Origin of the sequence: Methylosinus sp. H3A (genome assembly GCF_015709455.1) — a bacterium.
Taxonomy (GTDB): Bacteria; Pseudomonadota; Alphaproteobacteria; order Rhizobiales; family Beijerinckiaceae; genus Methylosinus.
This window is the reverse complement of the sequence record NZ_JADNQW010000005.1, coordinates 4,219,750-4,234,302: the sequence shown is the minus strand read 5'-3', so window position 1 is coordinate 4,234,302 and position 14,553 is coordinate 4,219,750. Positions and strand designations below refer to the sequence as shown.

10 protein-coding genes are annotated in these 14,553 nt (G+C 66.2%); 6 read left to right on the top strand and 4 right to left on the bottom strand.

Features of this window, described 5'->3' with window-relative positions; translation table 11 throughout:
• The first annotated feature begins 11 nt into the window (after positions 1 to 11).
• Together pepN and IY145_RS22570 are read left to right on the top strand one after the other, a co-directional pair.
• Positions 12 to 2,672, top strand: coding sequence for an aminopeptidase N (pepN, locus tag IY145_RS22575; RefSeq protein ID WP_196410250.1), 2,661 nt, complete (start codon positions 12 to 14; stop codon positions 2,670 to 2,672).
• A 119-nt stretch (positions 2,673 to 2,791) separates the two neighbouring features.
• Positions 2,792 to 5,098: a PAS domain-containing sensor histidine kinase gene (locus IY145_RS22570; RefSeq protein WP_196410249.1), complete on the top strand. Its 2,307-nt coding sequence runs from the start codon at positions 2,792 to 2,794 to the stop codon at positions 5,096 to 5,098.
• A 34-nt stretch (positions 5,099 to 5,132) separates the two neighbouring features.
• Here IY145_RS22570 and IY145_RS22565 read toward each other — a convergent pair whose 3' ends face one another.
• Complete coding sequence (locus IY145_RS22565) at positions 5,133 to 6,701, bottom strand: radical SAM protein (protein WP_196410248.1); 1,569 nt, start codon at positions 6,699 to 6,701, stop codon at positions 5,133 to 5,135.
• Positions 6,702 to 7,022: 321 nt separating this feature from the next.
• On the opposite strand from IY145_RS22565, the gene IY145_RS22560 reads away from it, so the two are divergent.
• From IY145_RS22560 to IY145_RS22545, 4 genes are read left to right on the top strand one after another with little or no spacing between them, the layout of a single operon-like run.
• Entirely contained in the window at positions 7,023 to 7,439 is a 417-nt protein-coding gene (locus tag IY145_RS22560) for an SxtJ family membrane protein (protein ID WP_196410247.1), read from the top strand.
• 15 nt (positions 7,440 to 7,454) lie between these two features.
• Positions 7,455 to 7,601: a DUF5989 family protein gene (locus IY145_RS22555; RefSeq protein ID WP_196410246.1), complete on the top strand. Its 147-nt coding sequence runs from the start codon at positions 7,455 to 7,457 to the stop codon at positions 7,599 to 7,601.
• A gap of 6 nt (positions 7,602 to 7,607) precedes the next feature.
• Positions 7,608 to 9,443 (top strand): carbamoyltransferase, encoded by a 1,836-nt coding sequence (locus IY145_RS22550; RefSeq protein WP_196410245.1) that lies wholly within the window; start codon positions 7,608 to 7,610, stop codon positions 9,441 to 9,443.
• A 37-nt stretch (positions 9,444 to 9,480) separates the two neighbouring features.
• A complete protein-coding gene (locus IY145_RS22545; protein WP_196410244.1) occupies positions 9,481 to 10,644 on the top strand; it encodes an SGNH/GDSL hydrolase family protein in 1,164 nt (387 codons plus the stop codon).
• Positions 10,645 to 10,647: 3 nt separating this feature from the next.
• Here the strand turns inward: IY145_RS22545 and IY145_RS22540 are convergent, their stop codons facing one another.
• The 3 genes from IY145_RS22540 to IY145_RS22530 form a co-directional block, all read right to left on the bottom strand.
• Entirely contained in the window at positions 10,648 to 12,090 is a 1,443-nt protein-coding gene (locus IY145_RS22540) for an ATP-binding protein (protein WP_196410243.1), read from the bottom strand.
• The gene (locus tag IY145_RS22535; protein WP_196410677.1) at positions 12,074 to 12,757 is read right to left on the bottom strand and encodes a response regulator transcription factor; all 684 of its coding nucleotides are present in this window, start codon (positions 12,755 to 12,757) and stop codon (positions 12,074 to 12,076) included. Before IY145_RS22535 ends, IY145_RS22540 begins: the two co-directional genes overlap by 17 nt.
• A gap of 224 nt (positions 12,758 to 12,981) precedes the next feature.
• The gene (locus tag IY145_RS22530) at positions 12,982 to 14,472 is read right to left on the bottom strand and encodes a Do family serine endopeptidase (RefSeq protein WP_246722402.1); all 1,491 of its coding nucleotides are present in this window, start codon (positions 14,470 to 14,472) and stop codon (positions 12,982 to 12,984) included.
• Positions 14,473 to 14,553: the final 81 nt, after the last annotated feature.

The window sequence follows — 14,553 nt, the reverse complement described above, 5'->3', positions numbered from 1 at the left end:
ATCGAGGTCCCATGCGCAACCCACCCCCCCAGGCCGTTCGTCTCGCCGATTACCGCCCGCCCGCGTTTCTGATCGACGCGGTCGATCTGGATATTTCTCTGCATCGCAGCAAGACGCGGGTGGTCGCGCGCCTCGCGATTCGGCGCAATCCAGTGGGGCGCAGCGGCGCGCCGCTCACGCTGGACGGCGACGGGCTGGTCTTGCGGCGCGCAGCGCTCGAAGGCGCGCCGCTCGCGCCCGAGGCCTATGAGGCGACGCCCGATTCCTTCGTGCTGCGAGCGCCCCCGGAGGGGCCTTTCACGCTGGAGATCGAGACCGAGGTCGACCCTTCGGCCAATACGCAATTGAGCGGGCTCTACCGCTCCGGCTCCGCCTATTGCACGCAATGCGAGGCGGAGGGGTTTCGGCGCATCACCTATTTCCTCGATCGGCCGGATGTGCTGAGCGTCTATACGACGCGCATAGAGGCCGATAAGAGCGAAGCGCCCGTGCTGCTCGGCAATGGCAATCCGATCGCCTCCGGCGATCTCGACTGCGGCCGACATTTCGCGGTGTGGCGCGATCCCTTCCCCAAGCCCTGCTATCTCTTCGCGCTGGTCGGCGGCGATCTCGGCCATATTTCGGAGAGCTACCGCACCCGCTCCGGCCGCGATGTGGAGCTCGCCATCTATGTCGAGCGCGGCAAGGAGCCTTTTGCTTCCTATGCGATGGATTCGCTGGTGCGCTCCATGCGCTGGGACGAGGAGGCCTTCGGCCGCGAATACGACCTCGACGTGTTCAATATCGTCGCCGTCTCCGATTTCAACATGGGGGCGATGGAGAACAAGGGCCTCAACATATTCAACGACAAATATGTTCTGGCGTCGCCCGAGACCGCGACCGACTCCGATTACGCCGGCATAGAGTCGGTCATCGCCCATGAATATTTCCACAATTGGACCGGCAACCGCATCACCTGCCGCGACTGGTTCCAGCTGTGCCTGAAGGAAGGCCTGACCGTCTATCGCGATCAGGAATTCTCGGCCGACCAGCGCTCCCGCGCGGTAAAGCGCATCGCCGATGTGCGCGGCCTGCGTCTGCAGCAGTTTCCCGAGGACGCCGGCCCGCTCGCCCATCCGGTGCGGCCGAGCCTCTACCACGAGATCAACAACTTCTACACGGCGACCGTCTATGAGAAGGGCGCCGAGATCGTCCGCATGCTGAAGACGCTGATCGGCGAGGCCGATTTCCGTCGCGGCATGGACCTTTATTTCGAGCGTTTCGACGGGACGGCGGCGACGGTCGAGGATTTCCTCTCCTGCTTCGCCGAGGCCTCCGGCCGCGACCTCGCGCAATTCGCGCTCTGGTACGAGCAGGCGGGCACGCCGCTCGTCGGCGTCGAGAGCGCCTATGACGCGGGCGCCAAGACGTTGACGCTCTCTCTCGAGCAATCGACGCCGCCGACGCCTGGCCAGAGCGAGAAGAAGCCTTTCGTCATTCCGCTCGCTCTCGGCCTCATCGGCGAGAATGGCGACGAGCTGACGCTCGAATCGTCGCAGGGCGAGAGCGGCGCGAGCGCCGCAGAATGCGCGCGCGGCGTCGTCGAGCTCTCGACGCGCAAGCGCAAGGTGGTTTTCGAGAATGTGCCGTCACGCCCGGTGGTGTCGCTGCTGCGCGGCTTTTCCGCGCCTGTGCGTCTCGCGCCGCCCCAATCGGCCGAGGATTTGGAGCGTCTGCTCGCCCATGACAGCGATTCCTTCAATCGCTGGCAGGCGGCGCAGAGTCTCGCGCTGCGCTCCATCTTCTCGCGCATAGAGGCCGCCCGCGGCGGCTCGGCGCCGGTGGAGGACGCGGCCTTTCTCGATTCGTTGAAACGCTTGGTCGAGGCGGAGGATGGCGATCCGAGCCTCGTCGCCCAGGCGCTCTCTCTGCCCTCCGAGAACGATATTGCGCGCGAGATCGGCAAGGATGTCGATCCCGATGTGATCTTCACGGCGCGCTCCGGATTGAAGCGCGATCTCGGTCGCCATTTGTCGGCCGCGCTGGTCGAGGCGCATGCGCGCTTCGCGCCCCAGGAGGGATTCTCGCCCGACGCCGCCAGCGCCGGACGGCGCGCCATGCGCAATGTCGCGCTCGATCTGTTGGCGGCAGGCGACCCGGCGCGGGGCGGCCCGCTGGCCGAGCGGCAATTCGCCGAGGCGGCCAATATGACCGATCGGATATCGGCGCTGGCGACCCTGTCGCATGTGCCGGGCGATGCGCGCGAGCAGGCCTTCGCCGCCTTCTACGAGCGCTACAGAAACGATCATCTCGTCCTCGACAAATGGTTCGCGCTGCAATCGACCATTCCGGAGGTCGAGACGACCGCGCGCATCGCGCGGCTGATGGAGCATGAGGATTTCTCGCTCGCCAATCCTAATCGCGTGCGCGCCGTGGTCGGCTCTTTCGCCAATGGCAATCCGACGCGTTTCCATGCGCTGGACGGCTCCGGCTATGCGCTGCTCGAGCGCGTGGTGCTGGAGCTCGACCCCAAAAATCCGCAGCTCGCCGCGCGCTTGCTTTCGGCGCTGCGCTCCTGGCGTTCGCTCGAGGAGCGGCGCCGTGGAATCGCCGAGGCGACGCTGCGTCGCATCCTCGCGACTCCCGACCTCTCCGCCGATGTCTCGGACATAGCGACGCGCGCGCTCGGTTGAGCGTTTACGTCCTTTTAAGGTCTGGACAAACGGCCTCCGCCGGATTCGAATGGGGCTGATTCGGGGCGGGATGCGGCGCGTTTTTCCCCCTCTTCGACAACTTGCGGGGACGAACGAAAATGGCGCGTGGGCGCGCGGCCGATACGACGACTTGCGCCGATTCGACCTGCGCGGATTCGACCTGCGCGGAGTCGTCATGGAGCGCTGCGGGCTCCGTGAGCATCGGCCGGGCGATCGCGGAACAGCTGAGCGCCCGGCATGTGACCGTGGCGCTCGGCCTCTGCGCCGCCGCGCTCGGCGCGCTGCTCTTTGCTCTGGCCGAGGCGGCCCATGAGCGGACATTGACCGAGGCCGCGCAGGATCTCGAGATTTTCTCCCGCGCCATTTCCCGCGACGTCGACGCGACGCTGCGCATCGGCGCGGCGGCGCTGCCGGGCTACGCCGCCTCGCGCGGACGCCGCGTCGCCGTCGCCGACGGGACGGGCCGCATCATCGCGGCGACGCCGCCGCTCGACGCCTCCGGCGCGCTCGTCGGCCTGCTGGGCGCCGAGCCGCTATTGACCGAATTCGCCGACAAGGCGGGGGTCATGCGCGTCACTCTGGCGGACGGGCGCAAGGCGCTCGCCACAGTGCGCAATCTCGCGCCGGGGGCGGGGCAGGTGGCTGCGATCCTCCCCTATGACGCAGCGCTCGCCGACTGGCGCGCCTTCGTCGCGCGCTATGCGGCGCTGTCGGCGGCGGCGACTTTGGCGACGGCGCTCGGGCTTTGGGCCTTTCGGCGCGAGGCGCGGCGCGCGGCGCTCGCCGAGCGCGCGCAGAGCGACATGCGCCGGCGCGTCGACGCGGCGCTCGGCTCCGGCCGCTGCGGCTTGTGGGATTGGGATATTGCGCGGGGCCGCATTCATTGGTCGGATTCGATGTTCGGCCTGCTCGGCCTCGATCCCGAGCCGCGGTCGCTGTCCTTCGGCGAATTGAAGGTCCGGCTGCATCCGCAGGATGGCGATCTCGCCGCCATCGTCGAGACGATCGTCGCCTCTGGCTCGAGCGGCATGGATCACGAGTTCCGCATCCGCAATGCGCGCGGCGAATGGGTTTGGCTGCGCGCCTGCGCCGAATTGATCGACGATTCGGAAGGCGGCAAGCGCCTCGTCGGCGTCGCTGTCGATATTTCCGAGCAGCGCGCATTGGCGGAAGGCGCGGCCACCGCCGACATGCGGCTGCGCGACGCGATCGAGACGATCTCCGAGGCCTTCGTGCTGTGGGACGCGCATAATCGGCTCGTCGCCTGCAATTCGAAATTCCTCGCTCTGCACGGTCTCGCCGCCGAGGCCGCGGCGCCCGGCGCGAGCTATGCGCGCATCATGGCGGGCGCCAGCGCCGCGCTCGCGGAGACGCAGATCGTCTCGGACCGGGCGTCCTCCTCGAGCGAGCGCACCTATGAGGCGCAGCTCGCCGACGGCCGCTGGCTGCAGATCAGCGAGCGCCGCACCAAGGATGGCGGCTATGTCTCCGTCGGCGCCGACATCACTGCGCTGAAGCGCAATCAGGAGAAGCTCATCGACTCCGAGCGCCGGCTGACGGCGAGCGTCGCCGATCTGTTGAAGTCCCGTCAGACGCTGGAGGCGCAGGCGCAGCAGCTCGCCACGCTCGCCGAGCAATATCATCTGCAGAAGGGCGAGGCCGAGGCCGCCTATCACGCCAAATCCGAATTCCTCGCCAATATGAGTCACGAGCTGCGCACGCCGCTCAACGCCATCATCGGCTTTTCCGAGATGATGCAGGCGCAGGTGTTCGGCCAGCTCGGCTCGACGAAATATGTCGAATATTGCAACCATATTCACCAGGGCGGCCGCTATCTGCTCGATGTGCTGACCGATATTCTCGACATGTCGCGCCTCGAAGCCGGCCGCGTGCGGCTCGATCAGCGCGAGGTCGATGTCTCCGGCGCGGTGCGCGCGACGGTGGAGCGATACCGCCACAGCGCCGAGACCAAGCGCGTCGAGATCAGCGTCGACGCGCGCGACGGGCTGCGCTGCTATGGCGATCACGACGCGATCGTGAAATCGATCGGCGTGCTCGTCTCCAACAGTCTGAAATTCACCACGGCCGGCGGCGCCGTGCGCGTGCGCGCGCGTCGGCTCGCGCGCTCCATCGCCATATTCGTCGAGGACGACGGCTGCGGCATAGAGAAGGCGGCGATCCCCAAGCTCGGCCGTCCCTTCGAGCAGCCGATCGCGGTCATAGAGAATGGCATGAAAGGCTCGGGGCTCGGCCTCGCCATAGCGCGCTCGCTGATGGCGCTGCATGGCGGCGCGCTGCGCATTCGCTCGCATGTCGGGATCGGCACGGTCGCCATGCTGCGCATACCCATGCGGCCGACGACGCGGGCGATGTCCGGCCAAGGCGCGCGGCCCTCGCTGCATTGACGCGGCGGGCGCGCGCCTCGCGCCGGATTTCGTCTCAGGCGACGGCCGCCGTCGCGAGAACCTCCCGCCGCGGCGGCGCGAAGGCGAGCTGCGGCTCCCAATAATTGCCCCTGTCGAACATGTGCCGCGCCTGGGCGTATTGGAACATGATGCGCGCCACGATCTTCACCGTCTCCGGCTTGCGCAGCGCCGCGCCCCACACTTTGTTCCACATGCGGCCTTCGGCGCCGCCGAGCTTGCGCACATCGGCGGCGATCTGCACCGCCTCCTGCTCGATCTCGCGGAAAGAGCTCGCATCGGGAATCGTCGCGTCGCTCGGCCCGCGCGCGCGGCCGAAGGCGTCGATGAAATTCAGCATGCGCTCGCCGAAGGCGGAAGGCGCATAGAGCGCGTTGCAGAGATTGTGCAGACCCTCGTTCAACTCCTCCATGCTCATCGTCACGGGACGAATGTTGGAGCCCCAGGGCACGGCCTGCGTCTCCACCGTGCCCTGCAAGAGGCGGCCTTCTCTGGTGATGCGATCGAACAGCGGAGTCGCTTCGGAGGCCATCAGCGCGCCGAGGCTGAAGATGGGGATCGGCGTCGACATGGCGAATTCATATTGCTGCGAGAAGACATCGGGGCCGTCGTGATCGAAGCCGACGATCATGCCGCCCATCACCGAAATGCCGCGGTCGATGAGCTTCTGCACTTCGCCGACGATGTCGATCTTGAGATTCTGCCTCTTGCCGGTCTCGCGCAGGCTCTCGAGATTGGGCGTCTCTATGCCGATGAACACTTGATGCACGCCGGCCTCGACCAGCATGTCCATCAATTCCGTGTCGCGCGTTGCGTCGATGGAGATCTGCGTGACGAAATCCATGGGATGTCCGTCGCGCCGCCAATGCGCCATCGCCGCGAGCAATTCCTTGCAATGGGCGCGATAGGCGGTGAAATTGTCATCCGCCAAGAATGTCGCGCGAAAGCCGTGCGCCCATAGCGCGTCGAGCTCGGCGAGCACATTGGCGATCGGCTTGTGACGCTGCTTGCGGCCGAGATATTGGATCACGTCGCAAAATTCGCATTCGAACGGACAGCCGCGCGAGGTCTGCACTGCGCCGAGCATGGCGCGATGATTGGGATAGAGATCCCAGCGCGGCACGGGGCTCGTCGCGAGCGAGGGCTTGTCGCCGATATAGCGGTCGCGCGGGCGCCCGGCGCGCAGATCGGCGAAGAACTCCTCGGCGATCTCCTCCATCTCGCCGCTCACGAGCACGTCGCAATGCTCGCGCAAATGATCGGGGCTGAGGCTGGCGTAGGGGCCGCCGATGATCACCTTCTTGCCGCGGCGGCGGAATTCGTCGGCGATCGCGATCATGCGGCGGCGCTGGCTGACCTTGCCGGTGATGGCGATCCAATCCGCATCATGGTCGAAATCGACGGGAGCGACGCCCTCGTCGCTGATTTCAATGGAGAAGTCCCGCGGCGCGAGCGCGGCGACGGTCGTCGAGGACAGATCGGCCATCATGACGCCGGGCCGGCGCCCCGTGGCGAGCAGGATTTCGGCTCCGAAATAAGTAGGAAAATCAGCTGCAGGATTGATGATATAAAGGGATGAGGTCATTGCGGGCCCCTTTTCCGACAAGGGCCGAATTAAGGTCTTTTTTTTAGTTGTGCGCAAGCGGGAAGCGCCCGTTCCGTAGCCCATTCGCGAGGCGCCCTGCGGCCGCGTTCGGGGGTTCTCCACAGGCTCGCAGTCGCCACGCAATAGCGGCTCGAGGCCGCGCGAGACGTCGAAACATCTTGCGCCTCAACGCGCTGTGTCGCGCCCTCCGGCGCCGAGCGGGAGGGCCCCGAGTTGACGCTCGTCGCCTCATCGCCTAAGCCTCGGGAGCCTGCGGCGAGAGGTGTTTCTACGGATGTTTTCGGGGGATAGAGCCGTTAAATGTCGCATGAAGCTTTGACCTCCGACCGGCCCGTCGAACGCGGGTCCGATCGTTCTTTCGGTCTGGTGATCGCCGCTGCGCTGACCATTGTGGCGCTGGCGCCCTTGTCGCGGAACGCCTCGCCGCATCTGTGGGCGCTCGTCGCCGCCTTCGCTTTCGCGGCGATCGCGATCGTCGCGCCCTCGCGTCTTTCCGGGCTCAATGCGCTGTGGTTCGCCCTCGGGCAGACGCTTCACAAAATCGTCAATCCGATCGTGATGGGCGTGTTGTTCTTCGGCGTGCTGACGCCGATCGCGGTCGTCTTTCGTCTACTCTCGCGCGATCCTCTCGCGCTTCGTTTCGACGCGGCGGCGGACAGCTATTGGACGAGGCGGGGCGATGCGGACGGCGCCTCCGACATGCGCAAGCAATTCTGACGGGAGATGAGCGTTATGGACATGGTTCTCGAACTGTGGGACTTCGTGACGAGCCGCAAGAAATATTGGATGGCGCCCGTGCTGGCGGTGATGCTGCTGCTCGGCGGGCTGCTGCTGCTGCAAGGAACGGCGGTCGCTCCTTTCATCTACACGCTGTTCTGATCGCTCGTGCGTATTCTGGGCGTTTCGGCCTTCTATCACGACAGCGCGGCCGCGTTGATCGAGGATGGGCGCATCGTCGCGGCGGCGCAGGAGGAGCGCTTCTCGCGCGTAAAGCATGACGCGCGCTTCCCCGCCAATGCGATCGACTATTGCCTCGGCGCCGCGGGCGTCCAGGCGCAGGACGTCGATTTCGTCGCTTTCTACGACAAGCCCTTCGTGAAATTCGAGCGCCTGCTCGAGACCTATATCGCTTTTGCGCCGCGCGGCTTCCAATCCTTCAAGACGGCGCTGCCGGTGTGGCTGCGCGACAAGCTGTTTCAAAAATCGCTGCTCGTGCAGAAGTTGAAGCATCATGCGCCGCAGATCGACTGGCGCAAGCGTCTGTTGTTCGCCGAGCATCATCTCAGCCATGCTGCGAGCGCCTTCTATCCCTCGCCCTTTCGCGAGGCGGTCGTGCTGACGATGGACGGCGTCGGCGAATGGGCGACGACCTCCGTCGCTCTCGGCGACGGCGCCAAGCTCTCCATGCAGCGCGAATTGCGCTTTCCGCATTCGCTCGGACTGCTCTATTCGGCCTTCACCTACTATGCGGGCTTCAAGGTCAATTCCGGCGAATATAAGCTCATGGGGCTCGCGCCTTATGGCGAGCCGAAATATGCGAGCCTCATTCTCGATCACATCGTCGATCTGAAGCCGGACGGCACGTTCCGGCTCGACCAATCCTATTTCGATTATTGCACGGGCCTGCGCATGACGAGCGAGAAGCTGCATCGTCTGTTCGGCGGTCCGCCGCGCGCGCCGGAGGAGCAGCTGACGCAGCGCCATATGGACATTGCGGCGTCGATTCAGGCGGTGACGGAAGAGATCGTGCTGCGCTTGACGCGCGCGCTCGCGGCGGAGACCGGCGCGCGCAATCTCTGCCTCGCCGGCGGCGTGGCGCTCAATTGCGTCGCCAATGGCAAAGTGCTGCGCGACAAGAGCTTCGAGCGCATCTGGATTCAGCCGGCTGCGGGCGACGCCGGCGGCGCGCTCGGCGCGGCGCTGCTCGCCTATCATGATTTCAACTCTGGCCCGCGCGAGGCGAGCGGCGAGGGCGACGCCATGCAGGGCGCCTATCTCGGGCCCTCCTTCGCGCAAAGCGAGATCGAGCGGCGGCTCTCCGCCTGCGGCGCGCGTTTCACGACGCTGTCGGACGAAGAGACGATCGCCGCCACAGCGCGCGATCTCGCCGAGGGCCGAGCGGTCGGCTGGTTTCAGGGGCGCATGGAGTTTGGGCCGCGGGCGCTCGGCGGGCGCTCCATTCTCGCCGATCCGCGTTCGCCGCAGATGCAGCGGACGCTCAATCTCAAGGTCAAATATCGCGAGTCCTTTCGTCCCTTCGCGCCGTCCGTGCTGCGTGAAGATGTCGCCGATTGGTTCGAGCTCGAGGAGGATTCTCCCTATATGCTGCTCGTCGCCGATGTGGCGAAGAGTCGCCGTCTGGCGACGAGCGCCGAGGACGAGGCGCTCTTCGGCATAGAGCGGCTGCACCGGCCGCGCAGCGTCATTCCCGCTGTGACTCATGTCGATTGCTCGGCGCGTGTGCAGACCGTGCATGAAGAGACCAATCCGCGCTACCACGCGCTGATCGCGGCCTTCAAAGCGCTCACCGGCTGTCCCATGCTGGTCAACACCAGCTTCAATGTGCGCGGCGAGCCGATCGTCTGCACGCCGGAGGATGCTTTCGCCTGCTTCATGGGAACGGAGATCGAGACGCTCGTCGTCGGCAATTGTCATTTGCGCAAGCAGGACCAGGATCCCGCTCTGCGCAACGATTACAAGGACAGATTCGAGCTCGACTGACGCGCCGTCGCGTTTCGGTCGGCGAGCGGGAGACGTGATGCCGGTGTCGTTCAAGAGTTTGCCCGCGCTGCGCGCCGCGGCCGTCGTGCTCGTCAATGTGGCTCTCGCGGCCGGGCTGCTGGTTCTGGCGGAACTCGTCCTCCATCGCGTCTACGATTGGAAGAACCCGTTTCTCGACAATGGCGAGACGCGACTACGCGTGCGCCATCCCGTCTTCACCCACACGCTGCGGGCGAAATTCGACGGCTATGACAAATGGGGGCCGGCGAATTCGCGCGTGTTCACCAATTCGCTGGGCTTCAAGGACGCATCGACGCGGGACGCGCCGCTCGTCGCGGATCGTCGGCGCGTCCTCTTCATCGGCGATTCTTTCACGGAGGGCGTCGGCGTCGCTTACGAGAAGAGCTTCGTCGGCCGCTTCGCGCAGGCCTTTCCCGAATTGGATGTGCTGAATGCGGGCGTCTCGACCTATGCGCCCTCCGCCTATTTCGCCAAGCTGAAATACTATCTCGACGCCGGGCTGAAATTCGACGAGGCGATCGTCTATATCGACATTTCGGACATTCAGGACGAAGCGATCGTCTATCGGCGCGACTTGAGCGGCATATTGCAGCTCGGCGTCTTCGCGGTGGACCCGGTCGCCTGCCTGCCGCAGCCGGCGCAGCTCGTCGCGCCGCCCGCGCGCGGCTGGCTGGAGGAGCATTCCTTCGTCGCGGAATTTCTGAGCAAAGCGCTTTATGCGCGGCGCGTCGAGGCTGCCGACGCGCGGGCGAGCCTCGACGATTTCATGCGCTCCGGCCGCGTCTACAGCCGGGATTGGGGCCGCGGGAGCTGGACCTATGACGCGCAGGCGGAATGTTTCGGCCCACGCGGCGTGGCCGGCGCGATCGAAAAGGCGAAAGCCGAGATGGATCGAATTCACGAGCTGCTCGCGTCCAAGGGAGTCGCGCTCTCCGTCGGCGTCTATCCCTGGCCGCAGCAAATGCTCTATGACCTCGAAGACTCGCGACAGGCGCAGATTTGGCGCGACTGGTGCGCCGGAAAATGCCGACGCTTCTTCGATCATTTTCCGGCCTTTTTCCGCTATGAGCGGGCGCATCCGGATTTCATCCGCGAGCTCTTTATCTGGGCCGACAATCATTTCAACGAGCACGGCCATGGCGTTCTCGCCGAGGATCTGATCGCGAAATATCGAGACTGAGCCTCACTCCGCCGGCGGCGCCAGCGGAACGGAAGGCAAGGGCGACACATTCGTCGGGCAGACTTTGGCCGGCGCGGCGAGCGGCAGAGCCAGCACGACGCGCAGGCCCGGCTCATTGTCCTCTATGCGCAGCGTTCCGCCATGCAGACGCGCGACCGCCGCGGCGAGCGACAGGCCGAGGCCGGAGCCCGGCCGCGAACGCGAATTCTCGAGGCGCACGAAACGTCCGATCACCCGGTCGCGATCCTCGGCGGCGATGCCGGGCCCGCGGTCGGAGATTTCGATCTCTATGCCGTCGCCGGCGCGCCGCGCGCCGACGCGAACCACGGCGCCGGGCTGCGTCGCGCCATATTTCAGCGCATTGTCGACGAGATTGACGAGCGCCTGACCGAGCAATTCGCGATTTCCGCGTAGCGTCAGCCCCTCCGGCGCGGCGAGCTCTATGCGCGCGCCATGCTCCTCGGCGACGGGCTCGTACATTTCAGCGATGTCCGCCGCGACGCGGGCGGCGTCGAATTCGCCCATGAAGTCGCTGCAATAGCCGGCCTCGGCGCGCGCGATCATCAAGAGAGCGTCGAAGATGCGGATGAGCGCGTCCGACTCCTCGATCATGTCGGTCAGCGCCTCGCGATATTGCTCCGTCGTGGACTCTGAGCGCAGCGCCGCGTCGGCGCGGTTGCGCAGCCGCGTCAGCGGCGTTTTCAGATCATGCGCTATATTGTCGGAGACCTCGCGCAGGCCGGTCATCAGCTGCTCTATGCGCTCCAGCATGGCGTTCAGATTACCGGCGAGGCGATCGAGCTCGTCATCGGCGCCCATCAGCGGCAGGCGCTGCTCGAGGTCGCCGGACATGATGCGGCGGGCCGAGGCGGAGAGCTTGTCGAGCCGCGCCAGAATGCGCCGCGCGACGATGATGCCGCCGAGCGTGCCGATGGCGATGAGCCAGAACAGCGAGGTGACGAGCGCCTGGCCGAGAATGCCGCGCAATAGCTTTCTGTCCTGCAGATCATGGCCGACGAGCAGACGAAAGCCGCCCGGCAGCTGAAACAGCCGCATCAGCGCGCGGTGATGGGCGGTCGCCTCGCCGCGTCGCTGATAGCGCGCCTCGACGAGTTCCGATTGATCGGGAAGGTCCGGCGGCAGAGCGGCGATATTGCCGACGACGAGCTCGCCGGAGAAGGTCGTCACCAGATAGAGCGAGGCGCCGGGCGCGCGCACGCGCCGCTCCACCACCTCCACCAGCTGTCGGATTCCGCCTTCCGAATATTGCTCGGCGAGGCCGCGAATGTCGGCGTCGATCGTCTGCGCGGTCTGCTCGTCGAAAATATCCTCGACATGGCTCTGCACGCGTTTCAGCACGATGCCGGCGCCGATGCCGAAGAGCACGAGATAGGCGAGCGACAGCTTGAAGGCCGTCGTGCGGAAGAGTCTAACGAGCGCCTTCACGGATCATATATCCCGCGCCGCGGATCGTGTGCAGGAGCGGCGTCTCGCGCCCCTTGTCGATCTTGGCGCGCAGTCTGGAGATGTGGACGTCGATGACATTGGTCTGCGGGTCGAAGTGATAATCCCATACGTTCTCCAGCAGCATGGTTCGCGTCACCACCTGGCCGGCGTGCTTCATCAGATATTCGAGCAGGCGGAACTCGCGCGGCTGCAGCACGATCTCCTGACCGGCGGAGACGACCTTATGGGCGAGGCGATCGAGCTCGAGATCGCCGACGCGATAGACGGTCTCCTCCGGCTTGGGCCCGCCGCGCCGGCGCGCCAGCGCCTCGACACGGGCGAGCAGCTCGGAGAAGGCGTAGGGCTTGGACACATAATCGTCGCCGCCGGCGCGCAGGCCGCGGACGCGATCGTCCACCTGGCCGAGAGCGGAGAGAATGAGGGCGGGCGTGTCGATCTTCTGCTCGCGCAGGCCCGAGATCAGCGAGAGCCCATCGAGCTTGGGCAGCATGCGGTCGATGACGAGCACGTCGTAACGGCCGTCGGCGGCCGCGGCATAGCCGGAGAGCCCGTCCGCCGCATGATCGGCGACATGGCCCTGCTCGCGGAACGCCTTCACCAGATAGGCGCCGGCGTCCGAATCGTCCTCGACGACCAATATTCGCATTTCTCTCATATAACGCGCCTCGAAGAAAAACGGCAGGCCGGCGGATACGCGCCGGCCTGCCGCGACTGATGCGCCGGGAGAGGAGACGACGTCTCCCGGCGTTCTCCATTGCGCGGCGCCCGTTACACGGGGGGCGGGCAAAGCGGGCCCCGCGCAAGAAGCTCTCGTGTTTCGACGTTTCCGACGCCGAGCCGGCGTCCGCTTCGGCTGGAAACGCTAAATCGTCAGGACGCCGGATTCACCGAGAGGGCGACGAAGCGCGCGCCCTCCGGCGATTTCACGCGCAGCAGGACGGATTTGCGTCCCTCCTTCTTGGCCGCGTCGATCGCCGCCTGCAGATCGCCGCGTCCCTTGAGCGACTGGCCATTGGCCTCGACGATCACATCGCCCTGGCGCAGGCCCTTCTGGGCGGCGGCGCCATTGGGGTCGATGCCGACGATGATGAGGCCTTCGCCGCCGCGGCCGCCGCGCACCTCGGACGCCGGCGCCACCTCCATGCCATAGGCGGCGAGCGCCGCGCCGGGCTCGACGCCATCGTCATTGGACTCGGCGGCGGCGGCCTCCTTCTCGCTGGGCAGCTTGCCGAGCTTCAATTTGACGTTCTTCTCGGAGCCGTTGCGCAGGAAGGTCAGCTCCGCCGTCTTGCCGGGGCCGAGCGTCGCTATGCGGCGGGCGAGATCGCGCGGGCCGTCGATCTTCTGGCCGTCCACGGCGGTGACGACGTCGCCGGCCTTGAGCCCGGCCGCCTCCGCCGGTCCGCCGCGCTGCGGCTGGGCGACGAGCGCGCCCTTATTCGTCTTGAGCCCGAGGCTCTCGGCGATCTCCGGGGTGATCGGCTGAATGGAGACGCCGATCCAGCCGCGCGCCACCTGGCCCTTGTCCTTGAGCGCGGCGATCACATCCTTGGCGACCTCGGCGGGGATGGCGAAGCCTATGCCGACCGAGCCGCCCGAGGGCGAATAGATCGCCGTATTGACGCCGATCACCTGGCCACGCTCGTCGAAGGAGGGGCCGCCGGAATTGCCGCGGTTCACCGGCGCGTCGATCTGGAGGAAATCGTCATAGGGGCCGGCGCCGATGTCGCGTCCGCGCGCCGAGACGATGCCCGCCGTCACCGTGCCGCCGAGGCCGAAGGGATTGCCGACGGCGATCACCCAGTCGCCGACGCGGGGCGTCGAGGTCGCCCAATCGACATGCGGCAGATTATTGCCGTCATTGATCTTCAGCAAAGCGAGATCGGTGCGCTTGTCCGTGCCGATGATCTTGGCGGGCAGCGTGCGGCCGTCGTCGAAGGTCACCTCCACCTGCGTCGCATTTTCGACGACATGATTATTGGTCACGGCGTAGCCGTCGCTGGTGATGACGAAACCGGAACCCTGCGCCTGGGTCATATGCTTCTGCCGGCGCCCTCCCGGAGCCTCGCCGAAGCGGCGGAAGAAGCGATAGAGCGGATCGTCTGGCGAGAGCTCGGGCGGCGCGCCGGGAAAGCCTTCCTCGGGTCCGCCGCCGACCTCCAGCGCCTTGGTCTTGATCGCGATGACGGCGGGCTTCACCCGCTCGACGACATCGGCGAAGGATTGCGGGCCGGAGGCGGGGAGGGCGCTCTGGCTAGGGTTCTGCGTCTGAGTCTGCGTCGCGGGGGCCTGGCCCCAGGCGAAGCTCTGCGCCGGCGAGAGGAGCGTCGCGCCGAGCGCGAGCGCGGCGGCGCCGGACATGAGGGACATGCGGAACGGGCGTCCTTCCGGACGACGCCATCGCGCCGTTCGGGTCGTGGCGAGAGCTCGACGAAAAACCAT